This window comes from Rhodococcus sp. 5A-K4 (assembly GCF_046097995.1).
Classification (GTDB): domain Bacteria; phylum Actinomycetota; class Actinomycetes; order Mycobacteriales; family Mycobacteriaceae; genus Rhodococcus_F; species Rhodococcus_F erythropolis.
Genome location: NZ_JBJURM010000037.1, coordinates 32,163 through 54,073, shown reverse-complemented (window position 1 = coordinate 54,073; position 21,911 = coordinate 32,163). Strand labels below are relative to the sequence as shown.

Sequence of the window (21,911 nt, the reverse complement as noted above, 5' to 3'; positions counted from 1 at the left end):
TCACCTCCCGCCACGGGAGTCGTTGCTGCTTGACAACAAGATTGAGATGTCCTTGGCTGATTATTCGGCCGGTGTTGCCCGGATGAAGGTACCGAGATGATCGTGATCGAAGTACTCCAAGGTTAGCGAGTTTCCGTCGAAGGTGGCCTTCGAGACCGTCCCGGCCGGTGCGTTCTCGCCGCTGAGCGGAAACGTGAAGGTGTTTCCGTCCCAGTGGGTCAGCTGGTACGTCACCGCCGCGGGACCCATGGTCAAGGTCAGCGCACCGTTCTGCTGCGTCACGAGTGCGGGACCCCAGTACGGGTTGCCGTAGTCGCCGGTCAATTGGTTTGTCGGTGGGGCAGGCGCGGGGGAGGTCGGCGGTGTCTTCCCGGCAAGTTCGCCCTCGGGATCGGCTTGTGAGGCAAACGCCGCTTCGTACAGCGGGCGCCACTCGCGGGTGATCTTCCCGAACTGCACCAGATCGGCGAACTCGGCGGTCAAGGTCTCCGCGACGCCGGTGGGCGTGCCGTTGGTTAGAACGACGATGCCGACGTCAGCGGAGGGAATCGTCACGAAATTTGTCCCGGCTCCGACCAGGAAGGCGCCGGAGTGGCTGGCGGTGACACGGCCTGCGGCGCTGTCGGAAACGTTGAACCCGTAGCCGTAGAAGCCGGAGCGTTCCCCGATTTCCTGCGCGTGGCGCGAGACGATCTCCGGGTTCACTGCGGGCACGAGCGCATCCGTCTGAACGACCTGCTGCCCCTGATACTGACCGCCGGACAGCACCATGTCCAACCACTTGGCCAAGTCGTTCGCGGAGGAGCTGACTCCACCGGCGGGGGATTGGGCGTCGGCGTCCCGAACCGGCCCTACCTTGTACTTTCCGTCTTCGAGGATGTGGCCCACTGTTCGATTTTCTCGGGCCTGGTAATCGGCGAACCGCGAAGACGTCGATGTCATACCGAGCGGGCCGTAGATCGTGTTCTGCGACAGCGTTTCCCAATCGGTGCCCGCCGCAGCTGCAACGGCCTCAGCGCCGGCTGTGACGCCGAAGTTCGTGTACTCGTATGTGATTCGGAATGGATTGAGCGGTAGTTGGCGAAGCTTCTCGAGCACCTGGGCCCGGTTGTAGCCCAGGTCCTCCAGCCCGTCGCCGGCGTGGTCCGGTAATCCCGACCGATGCGTGTAGAGATCGGAGATCGTGAGGTGGTCGGTCACCCACGGATCGCCAAGCGCAAACCCCGGCAGTTTCGAGATCACCGGAGTGTCCCAGTCGACGGTCCCGATTCCGACTTCGTGGGCGACCACCGTGGCTCCTACCGATTTCGACACCGATGCCAGTTGGAACACGGTGTCGGCATCGACGGTGGCGCTCTTACCCAACTCGCGAACCCCGAATCCCTTTGCATACACAGTCTTACCGCCGTGCACCACGGCCACAGCCATGCCGGGGACGCCCGAACTTGCCATGAGATCGTTCGCGAGGCCGTCGAGCTTCCCGACCGCGTCGTCGATTTGCCCGTCCGGGATCGGCACCCCGGCGTCGAGACCGGGGCTGGCGTCGCTGACGACCGGCCCGGGCGCTGAGGTGGTGTCTGAATCGGACGAGCATCCGGCGAGCAGGGCGACCGTCAGTACTACCGGAACCGCCGCTGCCGACAGTCGCGAGCTGTTTCTACTGGTGATGGACACGAGATTCTCCCTAGCAGGGCTGTCGTCGGTACCACTCGGTCAATCCAGTATCGGGGAACGGCGGGCTGAGATACGGACAAATCGGGAAACCTTGTAGCTACTTCGGGGTCTTGGTCGCCAGACTGCCGAGAATGGAGCCTTCTGTGACCGGCTTCCAGGGGAGCAACAACGCGACCAGCAGCGCGGTGATCAGTGCTGCGCCGACCGTGAAGTACGACGCGATGGCGAAGCCTTCCAGGCACGCGGTCTTCATCGTGTAGATCAGACTGTCCTTCTGCTGCTCGAAGAGCGGACTGATGTCGCGCGAGCGGATCTCGATGACGCTGAGCACCGACTCACGAGCGAAGCCCTTCTCCTGTGCCGACATCACGGCGTCGGGAATGGCGTCGACGATCGGAGCCACCTTGGACGTGTAATACGAGGCGACGATCGAGCCGATGACGGCGACGCCCAGGGTCCCACCGAGTTCCCGCGTCGTGTCGTTGACTGCCGAGCCTGCGCCGGCTTCGTCGAGGGGCACCGAGGACATTATGGAGTCGGTAGCCGGTCCCTGGACAATTGCGAGGCCCAGACCCATGAGAACCATCGAGATCACGACGGGTCCGAGGTAGGGCGTCTCGACGGTCGTCTGGCCGGCCAGGAACATGCCGCCGCTGAGGACGAGGAGGCCGAACACCATCACTGCGGTCGTGCCGAGTTTCTGTGCCGCCAAGGTGGCGACGGGAGCGCCCACCGCAACAGCGGCGGCGAAAGGCAAAGAGTGGATGCCGAATTCGAGTGGCGAGTATTCGCGAACGCCCTGGAAGTACTGCGTGATCAGGAACAAGAACCCGAACATGCTGAAGTAGCTGACCGCAATAGCCAAGGCGGGGAATGAAAACCGCCGGATTCGGAAGAGATTCATGTTCAGGATCGGCGCATCGGTGCGCAGTTCCCATGCGACGAATGCCGCCAACAACACTGTTGCAGAGAGGTATCCCGTGATGCTGAATGGCGACACCCATCCGCGATGTGGCGCGTCGATGATGGTCCACACCAGAATGACGATGCCGAGGAGCGACAAGATTGTTCCGACGAAATCGAATCGGCCGACGTGAAGCGCCTTCGATTCCGGAACAACCAGCAGCACACCGACGATGACCAGCAACGCAGCCGGAACGTTCATCCAGAACACCGAGTGCCAGGAGAAGTGCTCGAGGAGCCAACCGCCTGCCGTCGGGCCGATGGCAATCGCGAAGCCGGCCATTGCGGTCCAGGCAGCGATGGCGATGGCTCGTTCTCTGGCGTCGGTGAAGATGTTCGTGATCATGGCCAGGGTGGCAGGAAAGACCGCTGCGGCAAAGACACCCATGGCAGCGCGCGCCATGATCACCTGTTCGAGGTTGGAAGCCAAAGCGCCGACGAGCGACATCGCGCCGACGCCGATCAGACCGATGATCATCACTCGGCGGCGTCCGAAGCGGTCACCCAGGTGGCCGAAAGTGAGTAGGAACCCGGCGAAGGTCAACGTGTACGCGTCGACGATCCATTGCAGGTCACTGACGCTGGCGAACAGGTCGACGCTCATCGTCGGCAGTGCGACGTTGACCACTGTGTTGTCCAGCACGACAAGGAGTTCGGCGAGGCAGATGAAGATCAGCGCAGTGAATCGACGGGACTTGGTCATCATGGGCACCGAGGGCGCCGGTGCAAGTGTGTGAGACATGTTTGTACGCCATCTCTGCTCCTGCGCGGACGGCAGCAGCGGTTGGAAGTAGAGGGGTTGGTCAGCTCGGGGAGACCAGAGCCTTGAGGTGCGCGCCGATCCGATCGAGAGGCGCGGTGGTGTGCTGAGCTTTTGCCATCAGAGTCGCGCCTTCGATCGACGCGATCACGACGGTTGCCCACTGTGCTGCAGTCTCGGACGGCTGTCCCTGCTGCCAGAAGAACGATGTGAGAAGCGATTCCCACGAGGTGAAGGATTCGCCCGCAGCAGTTAATGCCGCCGGCGTCGACGCGCCCTCCACCGCCGCGGCTGCGACCGGACAGGAGGAGGTGAAATCGCTCTCTACCAAGCTGTTTCGAAATATTGTGACAACCGCGTCGATGATCTCCGGTGGGGAAGACTGAGCGATCATCGAACTGATGGCGGCGCTGACGCCTCGGCCGAAGTAGGCAACTGCTTCGCCGGCAAGCTGTCCTTTGCCTTCGGGAAAGTAGTGGTACACCGACCCGCGGGGAGCTCCCGAGCGTTCGACGATCTCGGTGAGCGAGGTCGTCGCGATCCCGTGTTCACGGAAGGCATTGATGGCGCCGACCAGCATCAGAGTGCGGGAATCGGAGTCGGCCATCCCGCCATCGTATGCAATCGCAGAGCTGTTCGATTCATCTGGTGCCGCTGATTCTCTTGGTACTCCCCACTTGCGACGCGCTGCGGCGATCGGACAACGCGTCTGCGGGCCGGTCATGGCAACGAGGTGTCTCGAGGTGTGTTCATCACTGCCTCCCAGTATGTCGATCGGTATAGGAACGAATCTGAGACTAGATGTAACCGACAGACACAGTCAAGTGTTGTGTGCAGGTAGTGGGTATTGATCGATATTCATGGTGGCAAAACTCCCGGATCAGTGGTTATATCGTACGGTATAGAGCTGTTGCTTCGAGCGCCAGCTCCGGAGGAGAGGAAACGGCATGCCGGTACCGACGTCAGTTGCACGAAAACGAAGAATCGAAGTCGCAGTCGGGAAGTATTTCGCCAATCCGCTGGTCACCGGATTGAATCGGATCGGTTTGATGCCGTCGTTGATGACCGAGATCGAGACGGTTGGACGCCGAACCGGTCTGACCCGCCGAGTGCCCGTTGCGATCACCTACGACGGCGACGAGGCGTGGGTCATCGCGCAGCACGGCATCGACAGGGGCTGGGGCGCCAATATCTCTGCGACGCCGAAGGTTCGGATCCGTCGCCGCGGCGAGTGGGTGGACGGACAAGCCCAGATCATGCCGGACGACGACGTCCCGGCGCGGGTGAAGACATTCACGTCGGGGAAGTTCAGATCGGCGCTGACGGCCTCTGCCTTTCGCGGATTGCAGACCGATCCGGTCAGTGTTCGCATCAGGCTCGAACTCGATCCGTCAACCGATTTAATCAACGGGAGTTGAAGTAGTCGGTACGGAATGACCCGGTGCGTTCTCGTCGTTGACGAATGCAGCGGTGGCGCGATCGCCACTACACACGACGAAGGAGCAGGGTCATGCGCATCGGAATCATCGGAGCCGGTCAGATCGGTGGCACGCTCACACGTAGGCTCGCTGCGCTCGGTCACGACGTGCGCGTCTCGAACTCGCGGACACCGGACACCCTTGCAGAACTGGAAGCGGAGACGGGCGCGAAGGCAGTCCGCAGCACCGAGGCCGCCGAGGGCGCCGAGCTGGTCATCGTGAGCATTCCGCAGAAGAACGTGGTCGATCTACCGGCGGGGATCCTCAGCGGTGCGGTCGCCGGTGCCCCGGTCATCGAGACCAACAACTACTACCCGCAACAGCGTGACGGTCTGATCTCGGCCATCGAGGACGGACAGACCGAAAGCGGATGGGTGCAGGAGCGCCTGGGTGTACCGGTATTCAAGGCGTTCAACGGAATCTGGTGGAAGCATCTCCTCGAGAAGGGGCTTCCCGAAGGTGCAGAGGGGCGCATTGCGCTACCCATCGCCGGCGACGACGACGCGAACAAGCAGGTCGTGTTCGATCTGATCAATCAGTTGGGCTTCGATCCTGTCGATGCGGGAACGATCGACGATTCCTGGCGTCAGCAGCCGGGAACTCCGGTGTACGGCAAGGACTTCGATCGAGAAGCGACGTTGAAGGCATTGGCCGAGGCGAGCCCCGATCGCACCGACGAGTGGCGCGCAACCACTACGGTGTAGGGAAAAGAGTGGCGGTTTCCGAAGTGGAAACCGCCACTCTGTTGTTTGTTCAGTCCTTGACCTTCGCCATCGCCAGAACGTCGAGACGCTTGTCGAGTTCTTCCTCGCTCAGCTTGTCCGGGACGAGTCCGCGCTCGATGACGACCTGGCGGATCGTCTTCTTCTCTTTGAGCGCCTGCTTCGCGACGGCCGCGGCTTCCTCGTAACCGATCGCCGAGTTGAGGGGCGTCACGATCGACGGTGAAGATTCGGCGAGTGTCTTGAGGTGCTCCTCGTGTGCGACCAGTCCGCTGACACACTTGTCGGCGAACAGTCGAGAGACGTTGGCCAGCAAGGTGAACGACTCCAGCAGGTTGCGAGCCATGACCGGGATGTAGACGTTGAGTTCGAACGCTCCGGCAGCGCCGCCCCACGCGATGGCGGCGTCGTTTCCGATCACCTGAGCCGCAACCTGAGTGGTTGCCTCGGGCAGGACCGGGTTCACCTTGCCGGGCATGATCGAGCTACCCGGCTGCAGATCGGGGAGTGCGATCTCGCCGAGTCCGGTCAGCGGGCCCGATCCCATCCACCGAATGTCGTTGGCAATCTTCGTCAGTGAGACTGCGATGGTCCGCAGCGCGCCCGACGCCTCGACCAGTCCGTCACGCGCGGCCTGTGCTTCGAAGCTGTTCTTCGCCGGAGTCAGCGCGTCGACGCCTGTCGACTTGACCAGCTCGGCAACAACTTTGGGGCCGAATCCATCCGGAGCATTGAGACCGGTGCCGACTGCTGTTCCGCCGATCGGCAACTCGCCGAGGCGGGGGAGTGTTGCGTTGACGCGCTCGATGCCGGCCTCGATCTGACGTGCGTAACCGCCGAACTCCTGACCGAGCGTGACCGGCACAGCGTCCATCAGGTGGGTGCGTCCGGATTTGACGACGGTCTTCCACTCGGACGCCTTCGTGGCAAGCGCAGCATGCAGATGTTCCAGTGCCGGAACAAGATCGGTGACCGCTGCTTCGGTAGCGGCGACGTGCGTGGCGGTGGGGAAGGTGTCGTTGGAGGACTGCGACATGTTGACGTGATCATTGGGGTGTACGTCCACGCCCGCGGCCTTCGCGATGGACGCGATGACCTCGTTGGCGTTCATGTTCGAGCTGGTTCCCGAGCCGGTCTGGAAGACATCGATGGGGAACTGATCGTCGTGCTTGCCTTCGGCGATCTCGTTCGCGGCGGCGATGATTGCGTCGGCCTTGTCCGCGTCGAGCAGTCCGAGGTCCTTGTTGACCTGCGCACACGCTGCTTTCAGCAAGCCCATTGCGCGGATCTGGGTGCGCTCGAGTGGGCGCCCGCTGATCGGGAAGTTCTCGACTGCACGCTGGGTCTGTGCCCGCCACAGCGCGTCGATGGGCACCCGAACTTCGCCCATGGTGTCGTGTTCGATTCGGAACTGTTGATCGTTGCTCTCCGTCATGGCTCCACATTGCCACTTTTGGAGGGCGGGTAGGGGACTACGTCCCCCGTGAGCGGTTAAGGAGTGCAGGGACTCCCTAACCGCTCACGGGGCGGAGCCCATCAGAACGTCGGGGGAACCGCGCCCTCTTCGCCGTCGAAGTCGACGGAGCTGTACTCGCGCAGCTTCTCGAGACGGTGGTACGCGTCGATCATGCGAACGGTGCCGGACTTGCTACGCATCACGATGGACTGCGTGCTGGCGCCGCCGCCGTAGTAACGGACACCGCGCAGCAGGTCACCATCGGTGACGCCCGTGGCGCAGAAGAAGACGTTCTCGCCGGAGACGAGATCTTCGGTGGTCAGGATCCGATCGAGATCATGACCGGCGTCGATGGCCTTCTGGCGCTCTTCGTCGTCGGTGGGTGCGAGCTTGCCCTGCAGCGATCCACCCATGCAGCGCATGGCTGCTGCGGCGATGATGCCCTCAGGCGTTCCGCCGATGCCGACGAGCATGTCGGTGCCGGACTCGGGACGCGCTGCGGCGATGGCGCCGGCAACGTCACCGTCGGAGATCAGACGGATACGAGCGCCGGTGTCGCGCACGTCCTGGATCAGCTGGTTGTGACGCGGGCGGTCCAGGATGCAGATCGTGATGTCGGAGACCGACGCCTTCTTGACCTTGGCGACGCGCTTGATGTTCTCGGCGATCGGTGCGCTGATGTCGATGACATCTGCAGCATCCGGTCCGACAGCGATCTTCTCCATGTAGAACACGGCCGACGGATCGAACATCGCGCCGCGCTCGGCAACAGCCAGAACGGAGATCGCGTTGGGCATGCCCTTGGACATCAAGGTGGTGCCGTCGACCGGGTCGACGGCGAAGTCACAGTCGGGACCGTCGCCGTTTCCGACCTCTTCGCCGTTGAACAGCATCGGCGCTTCGTCCTTCTCGCCCTCACCGATGACGACGATGCCGCGCATCGAGACGGAGGAGACGAGCTGACGCATAGCGTCGACGGCTGCTCCGTCGCCGCCTTCCTTGTCGCCGCGGCCTACCCAGCGGCCGGCAGCCATAGCACCGGCTTCGGTGACTCGGACCAATTCGAGTGCGAGGTTACGGTCCGGGGTCTCACGATGAGTGCTGCTGGCCGTCATGTGCGGTGCCTCCTGGCGCGGTCGCGGTCGACGGGGTGTGTCGACGCAGTGGTTTCTTCAGGCGTCATTGTCCCAGATGGGAGCGGCTACGTGCGCTGTCGGGTCGCCGCTGCGACGTTTTGTCTCGCTCGAAGGGGACCGGGAATCGTATCTACTGCGCAGTACCTGGATACTGGGGGTGTGGCATCGAAGAAACCCCGCATTCTCGAAGACAACAAAGACATGGTCTGGTCTCTCGTACCGTTGGTGCTGTTCTGCATCATCATTGCGGGCATCGCCAGCCAGTGCACGTTCAGTCCTGGCGGCCCGACGCAGGGGCCTATCCCGAGCGTCGACGTGGACGCAGCTCTGAACTACGACGCGAAGGAACTCGGATTTCCCATCCGTAATCCCGGTGTTCCGGACGGGTGGACCCCGAACTCCGGCAGTCGCAAAATCATCTCCGGCGACGGCGGCGGAGATTCGAGCACTGTGGGATTCATCACGACCAGCGGTCGCTACATTCAGCTGACACAGAGCAACGCCGAGGAATTCCCGTTGGTGTCACACGTTGCCGGTGGACAGCGATTCGCGACCGGAGTCGAGACCGTCGGTGCCGACACGTGGAACGTCTTCGACGGCGAAGGTGTCGAGTCGATCTGGGTCACGGACGTCGGGGATGTTCGCCTGTTGCTCACGGGCGCGGCGACGCCGGAAGAGTTCCGGATTCTTGCCGAGAAGGTCGGCGCAGCGCAGCCGATCACGCCATAGGATTTCCGGTCGGAGCGGACGTTACTCGTCCGCTTCGGCCAGAGCTTTTTCGACGCGAGCCCTGGCGCCGGCCAAATGCTCTTCACAGCGCTTGGCCAACGCTTCGCCTCGCTCCCACAGTGAGAGTGACGCGTCGAGGTCCAGGCCGCCCTGTTCGAGAATCTTCACGACGCTCACCAATTCGTCGCGGGCTGCTTCGTAGCCGAGTTCGTTGATGTCGGTGTCGGTGGCGTTGCTCATTTTTCTCTTCCCATCACTGCGGCGCGAACGGCGCCGTCTGCAAGTCGAACTCGAATCTGGGTTCCGGGTGGCGCGTCCTCGACCGAGCGCAGAACCTCCGGATCGCCGTCGGCGACAACACGTTGCACGACTGCGTACCCGCGGGCCAGCGTCGCGGCGGGGCCGAGAGTGGTGAGCCGGGCGCGCAGATGCTCGATCGTTCGGGACTCGGAGTCGATCAACCGAGTCACATCGCGTCGCCCGGCGGCCTGGAGCCTTTCGACCTCTTCGGCGCGACGGTCCACCGCGAGCAGCGGTGATGCCATGACCGGTCGAGTGCGCAACTGTTCGATCAGATGAGACTCACGCTTGACCCAGCTGCGCAGTGCCGCAGCGCTGCGGTCACGAAGATCGGCAACCAGAGCAGCTTCCGCAACCGCGTCGGGTACGACGCGCTTGGCCGCGTCGGTGGGTGTGGCTGCGCGCAGGTCGGCGACGTGGTCACTGAGCGGGCTGTCCGGCTCGTGGCCGATGGCACTGACGATCGGCGTCGTGCAGGCCACGATGGCGCGGCACAGCGCTTCGTCGGAGAACGGCAGAAGATCCTCGACGCTACCGCCGCCGCGAGCGAGGATGATGACGTCGACTACCGGGTTGGCGTCGAGTTCCTTCAGCGCTTCGATGATCTGGGGAACAGCAGTCGGGCCCTGCACCGCGGTGTTACGCACCGCGATAGCCACTGCGGGCCAACGACGGTGGGCGACCGAGACGACATCCTTTTCGGCCGCGCTGGCTCGGCCCGTGATCAGGCCGATCGTGCCGGGCAGAAACGGAAGAGGCCGTTTGAGTCTCGGATCGAACAAGCCCTCCGCGGCGAGCAAGGCGCGCAGTCTCTCGATGCGGGCCAGCAGCTCACCGATACCCACGGCGCGAATCTCGGTGACACGCAACGACACCGTTCCGCGTCCGGTGTAGAACGAGAGCTTGCCGAACATCACGACACGCGAGCCCTCGGTCAACGGCACCGGAGAGTTGTGCAACAACTGTGGTGAGCATGTGATCGACAGCGACATGTCTGCCGACGGATCACGCAGAACGAGAAAGGCCGTTCGGGTACCGGGGCGTGCATTGATCTGGGTGATCTGACCTTCGACCCAGATGCTGCCGAGTCGATCGATCCAGCCGGCGACCTTGGCGGAAACCGTGCGGACCGGCCACGGCTGTTCAGCGCTGCTGGCGCCGGACGATCGCTGCGATGAAGCGGGGGGCGTTGCGGAAGTCACTTTGCCTTGGCTGTGGTGATGCGGTTGGTGAGCATGGTCTGGAACGGTGCGCGGGCGAGCGTCGCATTCTCGTAGTCCAGGACGGCGGTCAGCTCGTCGATGCTGAGCGTCCGGATGCGCGCACGGAGCTGTGCGAGTGTGAGGTTGGGGTAGTCGAGTTCGGTGACGATCTCGGGCTCTTCGGCAGGTCCGTCCGTCGTAGCTGCCGCGGATTCGGACTCGGCGCCGGGTGCGGGCTCCTCGATGGGGGCAGTCGGCTCGAGCGAGTAGAGCGCGAAGCGTCCGGCATTGGTCGGGGTGTCAGCGGTGGTCGACCCGGTGGAAGGCGCCGAGTCCGCGGGAGCGTCGGCGTCTTCGTCGAAGACCGCCCACTCGGGCTGTTCGTCCTCGGAAGACCAGTTGATCAGTGCAAATGCCTGATCGCCCTTGATCGCCAACGAGGTGATCGACTGCTGCACGCGCATGCTTGTCTGCAGCATCTGGCTCACGGCGGTCATCGGCAGGGCGACAGCGGTGGTGGGCAACTTCTTTGCCTCTTCCATCGCGGTGACGGCGAGTCCCGCGGCAACGCGCGCCACGAACGGTGGTCGGATCATTCCCACAGCTTGCCGCAAAGCTCCGACAATCGGTAGCCGACTTGCCTGTGACGGCCGTACTCGTTTACTTCGGAACCTTCGATCGGAGCCCGAAACCGAGGTGTTCACGTTTGCCGGAGTGTCTCACGTTCGAGGTGCCAGTAGGCTGGTCACATGTCTTCGGCTGTTCCTCTCAATCTCGGTATCGCGCACTCGGCTGATTCGCCGTCCACCCGCAAGGGCAGCGCCAAGCGCGTGCTCCTCGCCGAGCCTCGCGGCTACTGCGCCGGCGTCGACCGCGCGGTCGAGACCGTCGAGAAGGCGCTCGAGAAGCACGGCGCACCCATCTACGTGCGTAAGGAGATCGTCCACAATCGCCACGTCGTCGAGACGCTCGAAGATCAAGGCGTGATCTTCGTCGACGAAACCGACGAGGTTCCGGAAGGATCACTCCTCGTGTTCTCAGCGCACGGTGTGTCTCCGGCCGTCCACGACTCGGCCGCCGAGCGGAACCTGCGCACGATCGACGCTACGTGCCCCCTGGTCACGAAGGTGCACCAGGAAGCAAAGCGATTCGCTCGCGACGATTACGACATTCTCCTCATCGGCCACGAAGGCCACGAGGAGGTCGAGGGCACCGCAGGTGAGGCTCCCGATCACGTCACCATCGTCGACGGCCCGGATTCGGTCGACGCGGTCACGGTTCGTGACGAGTCGAAGGTCATCTGGCTTTCCCAGACCACACTGAGCGTCGACGAGACGATGCAGACTGTCGCGCTCCTGCGTGAGCGCTTCCCCAATCTGCAGGACCCGCCGTCCGACGACATCTGCTACGCCACGCAGAACCGTCAGGTCGCGGTCAAGGCGATGGCTCCCGAGTGCGATCTCGTGATCGTGGTGGGTTCGCGGAACTCGTCCAACTCGGTTCGCCTGGTCGAGGTCGCGCTTGGTGCAGGCGCTGCTGCGTCGTACCTGGTCGACTACGCCCGTGAGGTCGATCTCGCGTGGCTCGAGGGTGTCCAGACCGTCGGCATCACGTCGGGCGCATCAGTGCCCGAGGTGCTCGTGCGCGGCGTGATCGAACTTCTTGCCGAGCATGGATACAACGACGTTCAGCCCGTCACCACAGCCAACGAGACCTTGGTGTTCGCTCTTCCCCGTGAATTGCGAGCAGCGCGCACGTCGTAGAACAAGAAAATGCGGGGCACCTTCCATCTGGAAGGTGCCCCGCATTTTTTTGCTGCTGGGCTCGTCTGTCAGGGCTCTTCGCGATCGCGGTACCGAACTCGCGGCGGCGGATACGCCGGAAGATCGACTCCGGGTGGGCGGCGCCGAGGGGGCAGCGGCGGTGATACGTCGTCACCCGAAGCGAAGAAGGGCTCCATTCGCTCCTCACGCCTGGGCGACGGACTGGGCTCGGGCGCACGGCGGCGACCGTACGACGGGTAGTCGTCGTCTGCTGTCGGTCTGCTGTCCGGCTGAGGGCGACGCGTAGGCGGTTGGTGCGTGCGATCGACCCTGGGCGGCAGTGGGCTTCTCCGGGGCGGCAGCGGGCGATCGTCTTCGATCGGTTCGCGCCTGGGAGCGCTTCGGTAAGCGGGCTGTTCGTCCACCTCGGGGGCGCGGCGACGCGGGGGCCCGGGGACGGGCGCGTCCGAGACTCTGCGGCGACGCCCGGTCTCGGGTGCGGATTGTTCTCGCGTGGCAGCCGCAGAGGATTCTCGAGTGGCGGTCGCCGAGCGGCGGGAGCGGGTCGAGCGCGCAGGCCCGGTGGGACGCTGATTGAGGAGGAAGTACCGGAAACCGCCGATTATCAGCACGACGACGGTTGCGGCCAACATGATCGGAAAGCGGTTGACCAACGGGTACGCGATGTTGATCGCGATGTCGCGCAGTGCGGTGCTGTTGTCCTTGCCGATGAGCGTGTGCCCGATCGGCACCGCAGCGAAGAGCAGCAACGGAGGTTGGGCCATCGCGGTGAAAAGAGCCTTGTTCGAAGCGGCAACCACAGCGAAGAGACAGCCCAGGAAGTAGAACGTCGAGAACACCGCGGTGAGCTCGCCGCCGCCTCCGGTTGCATCGATCAGTACGCCGACGGCGGTGACACCGGCAGCAAGCAGGATCACTCCCCACCAGGGCAGGCCGGGGACGGTCACGATGAGCGATCGCTTGTCCAGCGGTACCCCGGAGCGAGCACGTTGGGTTGCAGACACATAACGACATTAGCGGTTCTTGCGTTGTCGGCCGTGTTTGTGCGGGTCGTGGCTGGCGCATTTATCGGCGCGTTGGCGCGATGGTTTCGGGTTCTTCGCCAAACGAACCGGACGGATTGTGTGCAGGGTCACCGGACGTTCGTGGGTTGGGGCACACCGTCGAAGCCGTCAGCGTGGGAGATCGGCAGTGTCGGTGGGCTGCTCTACCGTCGGATTCATGAAGATTCTGCACACCTCCGATTGGCACATTGGTCGCACGTTTCACGGCGTCGATCTGTTGGCCGATCAGGCGAGTGTGCTCGGTTCCATCGCGGATTCCGTCCGCGAACACGGTGTTGACGTCGTGGTCGTGCCCGGTGACATCTACGACCGCTCAATTCCCAGTTCCGACGCGGTCACGGTGTGCAATCGAGGCTTCGAGGCAATCCGGGCGGCCGGAGCGGTCATCGTCGCCACGTCCGGCAACCACGATTCCGCGGTGCGGCTCGGTGCCGGGGCGTCCTTTGCAGCTGCCGGCGGATTGCACTTGATCACCCGAGTCGGCCAGATCGGTACTCCGGTGATGCTCAGTGATCAGTTCGGGCCTGTCGCGTTTTACGGGATTCCGTATCTCGAGCCGGAGATCACGCGCGTCGAGTTGGACGTGCCCCGGGCTCGTACTCATTCCGACATCCTCGGTGCGGCGATGTCGCGTGTTCGGCGAGACCTCGCCGAACGAACAGCTACCGATCCGTCGACTCGGTCGGTACTGCTCGCGCATGCCTTTGTCGTGGGCGGTGAGGCGTCTGAATCGGAACGCTCCATTTCGGTCGGCGGAGTGGAGACTGTCGCAGTGGGCGAGTTTGCCGGTGTCGACTACGTTGCGCTGGGGCATCTGCATTCGCCCCAGATGCTCTCGGAGAGCGTTCGCTACTCAGGTTCACCGTTGCCGTATTCGTTCGGTGAGCGCAGCCACCGCAAGGCTGCGCTTTTGATCGAACTCGACGCAGCCGGTCTGTCGTCGGTGCAGCGCCTCGATCTTCCGGTGATTCGAGGGCTGAGCCAGGTGACGGGAACTCTCGAGGAACTTCTCACCGAGTCGAAGTACGCCGATTCCGAGCAGTGCTACGTCTCCGCTTTGCTCACTGATCCGGTTCGTCCCGTCGATGCCATGAGGCAGCTCCAGGCACGCTTCCCCTTTGCCGTTCACCTCGAATGGCAAAGGCCGGAAGGACAATCGGATCTCAAGTATCGCGACGCGGTACGGGGTCGAACCGACATGGAGATCGCGCGTGGCTTTGTCTCGGCCGTGCGTAGTGACCCGTCCGAGCGGGAGGTCACGTTGATGGCCGAAGCGCTCAGCGCTGCCGCGCGCGCCGAGGAGTCCACGGTAGAACTGAGTGAAACCGCGTGAGGCTTCACAAACTCGAAGTCAGCTCTTTCGGGCCCTTTGCCGACACTGTCGAGGTCGACTTCGACCGATTGGGTGCTGACGGGCTGTTCCTTCTGCACGGCGACACCGGTGCAGGCAAGACCACGATCCTCGACGCGGTTTCCTTTGCCCTGTACGGGCGGGTTCCGGGTGCGCGCAACGAGGGCAAACGGCTACTGTCCGATCATGCGCCTGCCGGTTCGGTGCCGCGCGTGGAACTCGAAGCGACCATCAGTGGTCGCAGAATCAAACTTGTTCGTAGTCCAGAGTATTCGCGCCCGAAGAAGCGTGGCACCGGTTCGATCACAGAGAATGCAAAGGCCACACTGACGTGGTTGGACGGCCGCGGCGAAAACCTTTCGCGCATCCCTGACATCGGTGACGAAATCAACCGCCTCATGGGCATGAGCGCTGATCAGTTCTTCCAGGTGGTGCTCTTGCCGCAGGGTGAGTTCGCCAAATTCTTGCGTGCCGAGAGCGACGAGCGAGGCAAACTGCTCGAGCGTCTGTTCGACACCAAGCGGTTTGTCTCCGTCGAGGCATGGTTCGACGCCAAGCGAAAGGCAAGTGCGACCGCGCTCGCGGCCAGGGAGCAATCCGTGCGGCTGCTGCTCGCGAAGGTCGAGACAGCTGCGGGACTCGAGGTAGGCGCCGAGGCACACCCACTGGAATGGTCGCGCAAACTCCTCGCCGAGGCTCAGGACACCCGCGATGCAAGTCTCGCGGAGCTGGTGACCGCGAAAGATGCAGCAGCCGAGGCTAATCGGGTTCTGTCGGCGGCGCAGCGAACCGCAGATCTGGTAGCTCGCCGTAATCGTGCGACCGCTGAACTCGCAGCATTCAATACGGGCGCCTCCCAAAGAGCTGTGATCGGCGCCGAACTCGAGACCGCCAAGCGTGCACTACCGGTGGCCGCTGTCGCCGGCGATGTGGACGCTGCCGGCTTGCATCTCGCTGCCGCACTCGAATCGATGACCACAGCGATGTCGACCTACTCCGCACTCGACGGTCCGGAGATTTTTGTGCCGGAGGTGTGGCCACCCACCGACGATGAGCGTCAACGCGTCGTAGCTCGGATCCGGACCTGGCGTGACGAGATCGTTCGCCTGGACGCAATGGCGGAGGACGCTCGCCGAGCCGATGCGGCAGAAGCCGAGATCGAGAAACTCGGAGTTCGGCGAGACTCCCTGTCCGAGCGCATCGATGCCATCGCGGTTGAACGCACACAACTGCCAGAACTGGTGCGCTCGGCCGGCCAACGACTGGAGGATGCGCAACGCGCGCACGCGGCTCTGCCTGGCCTCGAGGCTGCACTCGTAAAAGCGTCGGATGCTGCGACGGCGGCCCATGAAATCGTTTCTCTGCGTGCGCAAGCCGAGAAGATTCGTGTGCAGGTGTTGGATGCGCGCGACGCCCATCAGAGTGCTCGCGGGCGCTGGCTCGACCTGGTGCAAAAGCGTATCGAGGGCATGGCGGCGGAGTTGGCGAGTTCCCTCGCGCCTGGTGACCCATGCCAGGTGTGTGGTTCGCGTGAACACCCTGCGCTGGCTCAGTCGGATGTCGTCACGGTCACCGAGCCCGATCTGGAAGCCGCGTCAGCGGCCGAGCGTGCGGCCGAGAAAGCCCTCAGCAAGGTGGCCGATCGCCAGGTAACCGTCGAACGTGACATCGACCGGGTGATCGCGCGCGGCGGAGACGGCGATTCCGAAGAACTCGACAGGCTCCGCGCCGAGGCACGGAACGCCGTCGACGAGGCGACACACTCTGCCGGTCAGGTTGGAGTGCTGGCACAAAAACTTGCGCAACTCAATGGGCGTGACACCGAACTACAACAGGAATCCGCTTCTCTGACAGCCGAATTGGCGGCACTTGCCGAGCGTAGGACGACTCTGTCAGCGACGGTCGAGCAGATTCGAGCGGCGATCGTTGCTGCGGTGGGAGAAGATTCGACCATCGCTGCTCGGCGCTCGCGGTTCGAAGGCCTTGCATCCGCTGCCACGGCGGCGTCCGAAATGCGCGACGACGCCGTTCGTGCGCAGGCCCGATCGGCGGAACTGTCGGCCAAACTGTCCGCTGCTGCGGCCGCTGCCGGATTCGATTCGGTCGAGGCTGCGATCGGAGGGGTGAGATCGCCTGCCCGAATCGCGGCGATCGAAACGGAACTTGCCAAGGCGCGTGACCTCGAGGTTGCCGCCCGGACTGTCCTCGACGACCCCGAGGTTGTTGCGGTGGGTGAAGTCGAGACCGTCGACGTGGACGGCCCTCGCGGCCTCGCGCTTCAGTGCGCCGAGGTAGTGAACGCGACTGTTGCGGCCGCTTCCCTGGCCGAGAACCGTGTGTCGGATCTCGAACGGTTCAGCGGACAACTCGAGAAGGCCTACGAGGCGGTTGCACCTGAGCGTGAACTGCACGACGAACTCGCTGCTCTCGCAGACGTGATCGCCGGCAAAGGTCAGAACAGTCGCAAGATGTCGCTGAGAGCGTATGTGCTCGCTTCGCGGTTGGAAGAGATCGCCGTGTCGGCATCGGTTCGTCTGCAGCGGATGTCCGGGGGACGGTACGAGTTCGTGCACAGTGACGAGGCAGGATCTCGGGGTCGCCGCGGCGGTCTGGGACTCGACATCCGGGACGACTTCACGGGCGTCGTTCGCTCGGCGAAGACGCTCTCGGGCGGTGAATCGTTCTTGGCGTCATTGTCTTTGGCGCTCGGACTCGCCGATGTGGTTGCGGCGGAGTCCGGCGGAATCGTTCTCGACACGATGTTCATCGACGAAGGATTCGGCACCCTCGACGCCGACACCCTCGACTCGGTGATGGCTGTGTTGGACGAGCTTCGCGACGGAGGACGAGTGGTGGGCATCGTCAGTCACGTGGACGAGATGAGGCAGCGAATCCCGAGTCGCCTGCACGTCATTCGCGGACGTGCAGGCTCCTCGGTGAAGGTGATCGCGGGCTGATCAGGCCTTTTTGTTCTCTACCTCTGACTCGGCGTCGTCGTCTTGATCTTCGAGGATGTCCGAGGCATCGCCGGCGGGCATCGGCTCGTTGTCGCTTGCGCGTTCGTCGATCTGCTCTCCGATGTAGCGGATGACAACTGCTGCAACAGCGGCGACGGGCACTGCGAGGAAGGCGCCGACGATGCCGTACAGCGAGCTACCGGCGGCCACGGCAAGCAGCACGATGACGGCGTGGAGTTTCATCGACTTGCTCTGCAGCACAGGCTGAAGGACGTTTCCTTCGATCTGCTGAACGGCCAGGATGATGATCAGCACGATGATGGCGGTGGTGAGGCCGTTTGCCACCAACGCAACCAACACAGCCAGGGCGCCGGCGACAAACGCACCGACGATCGGGATGAATCCACCGATGAACGTCAGAATTGCCAGCACCGGTGCCAGCGGGACCCCGAGGATGAGCAATCCGGCGCCGATGAAGACCGCGTCGATCAGGCTCACCAGTGCTTGAGTCCTGATGAATCCGCCGAGCGTGTCCCACATGCGGGTGAGGACCTCTTCGAGATGCCGACCGGCGCGGCCGCCGCCGACAGCGTGCAGCCAGGGGATGAACCTCGGTCCGTCCTTGATGAAGAAGAAGGCGAGAATCAGGACCAAACCGAGCGTGACCAACAACGAGCTCGCCGTGCTCACACCGCTGAAAACGCCTGAAGCGATGGCGGTTCCACTTTCCTGCACCTTCGTGATGACGGCATGGACTGCGTTGTCGATCTGGTCGTCCTTCAGATTCAGTGGCGGACCCTGGAGCCAGTCCTGAACCTGATTGATGCCCTCGGTGGTCTTGTTCGCGAGCTCGGGGGCCTGGCTGACCACTGACGGAACGATGCCTGCGATCACACCGGCCAAGATTCCGATCGAGAGGACCAGGGTGATGCCGGCTGCCGCGGCCGGTGGCATACCGCGCTTGATCATTCCGCGGGTCGGCGGCCACATGACTGTCGCAACGACGATTGCCAGAGCCACCGGCAGGATGATGACCCAGAGCTTTTCGATCAGCCAACCGAAAATCCAGGCGCCCAGCGAAATCGATGCCAACACCAACGACCACTTTGCGAGCCACATACCCCCTTGCCCGATGATCTCGCCGCGGTCGCGCTTTCGCACCCCTGCGGACGTCCCCTTGTCTTGCTCGCTCACTGATCGTCCTTTCCGTCGGCGCAGGGATCTCCTCGCCGATGTGAGAATCCGGTGATCTAGCTGAGCTGATCGTAACGACTGCATGCGATAACTCGTGTGTTGCGCTTCAATACTGTGTTTTGAAGCATGCCAGGCGGACTAACATTTCCGTCATGAGAATCGCAGCAGCAGTCGGGGCAGCAGCAATCGTCGTTCTCGGGCTCACCGCGTGTAGCACCGAGGATCAGGACAACGCGCAGAACAAGATCAGCGAGGCAGTCACGAGCGGGCAACAGGCGCTCGAGACGGCGAAGCAGTCAGCGGGCAACGCCATCGACCAGGGCAAGACGGCGTTGTTCGTCGCCACCTTCCGTGGGGCTTACGCACCATTGGCGGAGAACCGCGACGACGCAGACATCGAGGAGATCTTGACGACCACGTGCACCGAGGTCGCCAACGGCACGGACGAGGCGGAGGTCAAGTCCAAGATCACCGACCTGGCCGAGAACAACGGCAACAAGCCCACCGACGAGCAGGCCGGCCACATTTACGAACTCGCGAAGGCCACCTGCCCCTGACCGGATTCAGCAGCAGCGGGCGCCCGGGTTGGCGTCGGCTGCTGCATGCCGGCGGCGCCAGAACTCTCGTTCGCTGATTACCGGTGAGTCGGCGTGGTGGCGTCGGGTGTGCTCGACGTAGCGCTGATAGTCGAGATCACCCATTACCGAGCGAACCCACCACAGCGTTCCGCGGAACGCTGTGGTGAGTTTTGCCGTCATGGTCATGGTCAGTGCCCACCTCCGTGCGCGGCGCCGGGTGCCCGGACTTTCCCGGCTTTGATGAGCTCGTCCCATTCCTTCTGGATTTCCTTCTCCGCGGGCGTCGGAATGAAGCTTGCGGGACCGAAGATCTTCGACGGTTCCTCCGGGGACTCGGTGGTCGGCAGCCCGCCGGCCCGGATTGCCTTGGCACATACGATGATCCCGGCGATGACCACGACGATCACCAGAGACGCGAAGATGATCGAGAGCGTGCCCTGAATGAAGGTGTTGCGGATGACGGCATCGATGGCCTCTGGAGTCTTCGCAGAACCGTGTGCCGTCTCACCTGCTGCCTTCGCATCCTTGAACACGTTGTGCTGAGCCCAGTAACCGATCGCGGGGTTGTCGGAGAAGATCTTCTGGTACGACGCGGTCATAGTCACGACCAGGTCCCACACCAATGGCACGCCGGGGATCCAGGCCCATTTGAACAGGCCCTTCTTCATGACGATCGTCATGACCACCGTCAGTGCGATCGCGGCCAGAAGTTGGTTGGCGATGCCGAAGAGCGGGAAGAGCGTGTTGATTCCGCCGAGTGGATCGGTGACACCCATGAGCAGGATCGCGCCCCACGCAGCGACCACGATCAGCGAGCACAGCCACGCACCGATGCGCCACGACGGGTCCTTGAACTTCTTTGCCGGACCGCCGAAGTTGCCGAGCGAGTCCGAGAGCATGAATCGAGCGACGCGAGTGCCGGCATCGATCGTGGTGAGGATGAAGAGAGCCTCGAACATGATCGCGAAGTGGTACCAGAACGATTTCAGCGAGTCGCCGCCGAAGACGTCGCTGAGCACTTCGGACATGCCGAACGCGAGCGTCGGGGCGCCGCCGGTTCTCGAGATGATCGATTCTTCCCCGACGGCCTCGGCTGCCTGCGTCAGCACGTCCGGTGTGATGGGGGCGGTGCCGAGGGGCAGATTGTTGACGTATTCGGCTGCGGTTTCCGGTGTTCCACCGGTCAGCGCCGCGGGAGCGTTGAGTGCGAAGTACAGGTGCTGATCGAGGATGCAGGCGGTGACCAGAGCCATGATCGCGACAAACGATTCGGTCAGCATGCCGCCGTAACCGATCATCTTGGTCTGGCTTTCCTTCTCCAGCAGCTTCGGCGTCGTGCCGGACGCGATCAGCGCGTGGAAGCCCGAGAGTGCGCCACAGGCAATGGTGATGAATAGGAACGGGAACAGTGAACCGGCAAAGGCGGGGCCTTCGCCGTTGGAGGCGAACGGCGTCACTGCAGGCATGTTCAGCGCGGGTCGTGCGACCAGAATTCCGATGGCCAGCAGCGCGATGGTGCCGACCTTCATGAACGTCGACAAGTAGTCGCGCGGTGCCAGGAGCAGCCAGACGGGCAGCACCGAAGCGGCGAATCCGTACGCGATCATCAGCCACGCAATGGTGACCTTCGAGAGTGTGAACCAGTCTGCGCCCCAACCGGTATCGGCTACCCAACCACCGGAGACGATGGCCAGGAGAAGCAGGACGACGCCGATCAGGGAGACTTCGGAAACCTTGCCCGGCCGCAGATACCTCAGGTACACGCCCATGAACAGGGCGATGGGGATGGTCATCGCGATCGAGAACACACCCCACGGGGACTCGGCGAGCGCATTGACGACCACAAGTCCGAGCACCGCGATGAGGATGATCATGATGACGAACACGCCGATCAATGCGGCGACGCCGCCGACGAGGCCGAGTTCTTCGCGGGCCATCTGACCGAGGCTGCGCCCGCGGCGCTTCGACGAGATCCACAGGACCATGAAGTCCTGCACCGCCCCGGCGAACACCACGCCGACGATGATCCAGATCGTTCCCGGTAGGTATCCCATCTGCGCGGCCAGGACGGGTCCGACCAGGGGGCCGGCACCGGCGATTGCCGCGAAGTGGTGACCGAACAGCACCCGACGGTCGGTCGGCATGTAGTCGGCGCCGTTCTCCATGATTTCGGCGGGAGTTGCGACGTCGTCGCGAGGCTTGACGATCTTGCGTTCGATCAACCGCGCATAGAAGCGGTAGGCGATCAGATAGGTACAGATTGCGGCCAACACGAACCACACAGCACTGATGTGTTCACCGCGGACGATCGCAATCATGTACCAGGAGCCCGCGCCGACCAGTCCGAGAACGAGGAAGACGACGCGCGCAGTCGTGGAGATGGGTGTTTTGTCGATGACCCCGACAGGTGGCAGGTCAGGATCGGTTTTCAGGTACTCGACATTTGGTTCCGGCGCAGTCGTCAAGCTCATCGTCGAACTCCGTCCACTAGTGCACGTGTGGCCACCGTCACAGCGGGCCATCTGTCACTGTAGGACCAGACGGGTGAATCCGCGCGATCTGT

The 21,911-nt window shown here is 63.2% G+C and carries 19 protein-coding genes; 7 read left to right on the top strand and 12 right to left on the bottom strand.

Annotation, left to right across the window (positions count from 1 at the left end; all coding sequences use genetic code 11):
• Positions 1-60: 60 nt before the first annotated feature.
• The 3 genes from ACKAMS_RS30520 to ACKAMS_RS30510 all read right to left on the bottom strand — a co-directional run bounded on the left by ACKAMS_RS30520 (position 61) and on the right by ACKAMS_RS30510 (position 4,004).
• Positions 61-1,674 (bottom strand): serine hydrolase, encoded by a 1,614-nt coding sequence (locus ACKAMS_RS30520; protein WP_151531758.1) that lies wholly within the window; start codon positions 1,672-1,674, stop codon positions 61-63.
• 97 nt (positions 1,675-1,771) lie between these two features.
• A complete protein-coding gene (locus ACKAMS_RS30515) occupies positions 1,772-3,343 on the bottom strand; it encodes an MFS transporter (RefSeq protein ID WP_020970254.1) in 1,572 nt (523 codons plus the stop codon).
• Positions 3,344-3,440: 97 nt separating this feature from the next.
• Positions 3,441-4,004 (bottom strand): TetR/AcrR family transcriptional regulator, encoded by a 564-nt coding sequence (locus ACKAMS_RS30510; protein ID WP_029255849.1) that lies wholly within the window; start codon positions 4,002-4,004, stop codon positions 3,441-3,443.
• A gap of 340 nt (positions 4,005-4,344) precedes the next feature.
• Between ACKAMS_RS30510 and ACKAMS_RS30505 the strand changes: the two genes are divergently transcribed.
• Together ACKAMS_RS30505 and ACKAMS_RS30500 are read left to right on the top strand one after the other, a co-directional pair.
• Positions 4,345-4,815, top strand: coding sequence for a nitroreductase family deazaflavin-dependent oxidoreductase (locus tag ACKAMS_RS30505; protein ID WP_153211883.1), 471 nt, complete (start codon positions 4,345-4,347; stop codon positions 4,813-4,815).
• A gap of 44 nt (positions 4,816-4,859) precedes the next feature.
• Positions 4,860-5,579, top strand: a complete 720-nt coding sequence (locus ACKAMS_RS30500) for an NADPH-dependent F420 reductase (protein ID WP_020908517.1) — start codon at positions 4,860-4,862, stop codon at positions 5,577-5,579.
• A gap of 49 nt (positions 5,580-5,628) precedes the next feature.
• Here ACKAMS_RS30500 and ACKAMS_RS30495 read toward each other — a convergent pair whose 3' ends face one another.
• On the bottom strand, positions 5,629-7,032 hold the full coding sequence (locus tag ACKAMS_RS30495; protein ID WP_019744582.1) for a class II fumarate hydratase: 1,404 nt from the start codon (positions 7,030-7,032) through the stop codon (positions 5,629-5,631).
• A 101-nt stretch (positions 7,033-7,133) separates the two neighbouring features.
• Positions 7,134-8,168, bottom strand: a complete 1,035-nt coding sequence (glpX, locus tag ACKAMS_RS30490; protein ID WP_019744581.1) for a class II fructose-bisphosphatase — start codon at positions 8,166-8,168, stop codon at positions 7,134-7,136.
• A 180-nt stretch (positions 8,169-8,348) separates the two neighbouring features.
• On the opposite strand from glpX, the gene ACKAMS_RS30485 reads away from it, so the two are divergent.
• Positions 8,349-8,918 carry a DUF4245 domain-containing protein gene (locus ACKAMS_RS30485; RefSeq protein WP_408989975.1) on the top strand — a complete coding sequence of 190 codons (570 nt, stop codon included), beginning with the start codon at positions 8,349-8,351 and terminating at the stop codon, positions 8,916-8,918.
• A gap of 21 nt (positions 8,919-8,939) precedes the next feature.
• Here ACKAMS_RS30485 and ACKAMS_RS30480 read toward each other — a convergent pair whose 3' ends face one another.
• From ACKAMS_RS30480 to ACKAMS_RS30470, 3 genes are read right to left on the bottom strand one after another with little or no spacing between them, the layout of a single operon-like run.
• Entirely contained in the window at positions 8,940-9,158 is a 219-nt protein-coding gene (locus ACKAMS_RS30480) for an exodeoxyribonuclease VII small subunit (protein ID WP_003945276.1), read from the bottom strand.
• Positions 9,155-10,420, bottom strand: coding sequence for an exodeoxyribonuclease VII large subunit (gene xseA, locus ACKAMS_RS30475; protein WP_003945258.1), 1,266 nt, complete (start codon positions 10,418-10,420; stop codon positions 9,155-9,157). The genes ACKAMS_RS30480 and xseA overlap by 4 nt, the downstream gene beginning before the upstream one ends.
• Positions 10,417-11,016, bottom strand: coding sequence for a lipid droplet-associated protein (locus ACKAMS_RS30470; protein WP_408989974.1), 600 nt, complete (start codon positions 11,014-11,016; stop codon positions 10,417-10,419). The genes xseA and ACKAMS_RS30470 overlap by 4 nt, the downstream gene beginning before the upstream one ends.
• 153 nt (positions 11,017-11,169) lie before the next feature.
• Between ACKAMS_RS30470 and ACKAMS_RS30465 the strand changes: the two genes are divergently transcribed.
• Positions 11,170-12,183, top strand: coding sequence for a 4-hydroxy-3-methylbut-2-enyl diphosphate reductase (locus ACKAMS_RS30465; protein ID WP_408989973.1), 1,014 nt, complete (start codon positions 11,170-11,172; stop codon positions 12,181-12,183).
• Between the two features lie 68 nt (positions 12,184-12,251).
• On the opposite strand, the gene ACKAMS_RS30460 is transcribed toward ACKAMS_RS30465, so the two are convergent.
• Positions 12,252-13,208, bottom strand: a complete 957-nt coding sequence (locus tag ACKAMS_RS30460) for a DUF6542 domain-containing protein (RefSeq protein WP_020908514.1) — start codon at positions 13,206-13,208, stop codon at positions 12,252-12,254.
• Between the two features lie 217 nt (positions 13,209-13,425).
• Here ACKAMS_RS30460 and ACKAMS_RS30455 point away from each other — a divergent pair, with 217 nt between their 5' ends.
• Both ACKAMS_RS30455 and ACKAMS_RS30450 read left to right on the top strand, forming a co-directional pair.
• Positions 13,426-14,601 carry an exonuclease SbcCD subunit D gene (locus tag ACKAMS_RS30455; protein WP_020908513.1) on the top strand — a complete coding sequence of 392 codons (1,176 nt, stop codon included), beginning with the start codon at positions 13,426-13,428 and terminating at the stop codon, positions 14,599-14,601.
• Positions 14,598-17,576, top strand: a complete 2,979-nt coding sequence (locus tag ACKAMS_RS30450; RefSeq protein ID WP_408989972.1) for an AAA family ATPase — start codon at positions 14,598-14,600, stop codon at positions 17,574-17,576. Before ACKAMS_RS30455 ends, ACKAMS_RS30450 begins: the two co-directional genes overlap by 4 nt.
• Here ACKAMS_RS30450 and ACKAMS_RS30445 read toward each other — a convergent pair whose 3' ends face one another.
• Positions 17,577-18,770 carry an AI-2E family transporter gene (locus tag ACKAMS_RS30445; protein ID WP_003945249.1) on the bottom strand — a complete coding sequence of 398 codons (1,194 nt, stop codon included), beginning with the start codon at positions 18,768-18,770 and terminating at the stop codon, positions 17,577-17,579.
• Between the two features lie 152 nt (positions 18,771-18,922).
• On the opposite strand from ACKAMS_RS30445, the gene ACKAMS_RS30440 reads away from it, so the two are divergent.
• The gene (locus tag ACKAMS_RS30440; RefSeq protein WP_019744573.1) at positions 18,923-19,327 is read left to right on the top strand and encodes a hypothetical protein; all 405 of its coding nucleotides are present in this window, start codon (positions 18,923-18,925) and stop codon (positions 19,325-19,327) included.
• A 6-nt stretch (positions 19,328-19,333) separates the two neighbouring features.
• On the opposite strand, the gene ACKAMS_RS30435 is transcribed toward ACKAMS_RS30440, so the two are convergent.
• Both ACKAMS_RS30435 and ACKAMS_RS30430 read right to left on the bottom strand, forming a co-directional pair.
• On the bottom strand, positions 19,334-19,534 hold the full coding sequence (locus tag ACKAMS_RS30435) for a YbdD/YjiX family protein (RefSeq protein ID WP_019744572.1): 201 nt from the start codon (positions 19,532-19,534) through the stop codon (positions 19,334-19,336).
• A gap of 2 nt (positions 19,535-19,536) precedes the next feature.
• Positions 19,537-21,819, bottom strand: a complete 2,283-nt coding sequence (locus ACKAMS_RS30430) for a carbon starvation CstA family protein (RefSeq protein WP_019744571.1) — start codon at positions 21,817-21,819, stop codon at positions 19,537-19,539.
• Positions 21,820-21,911: the final 92 nt, after the last annotated feature.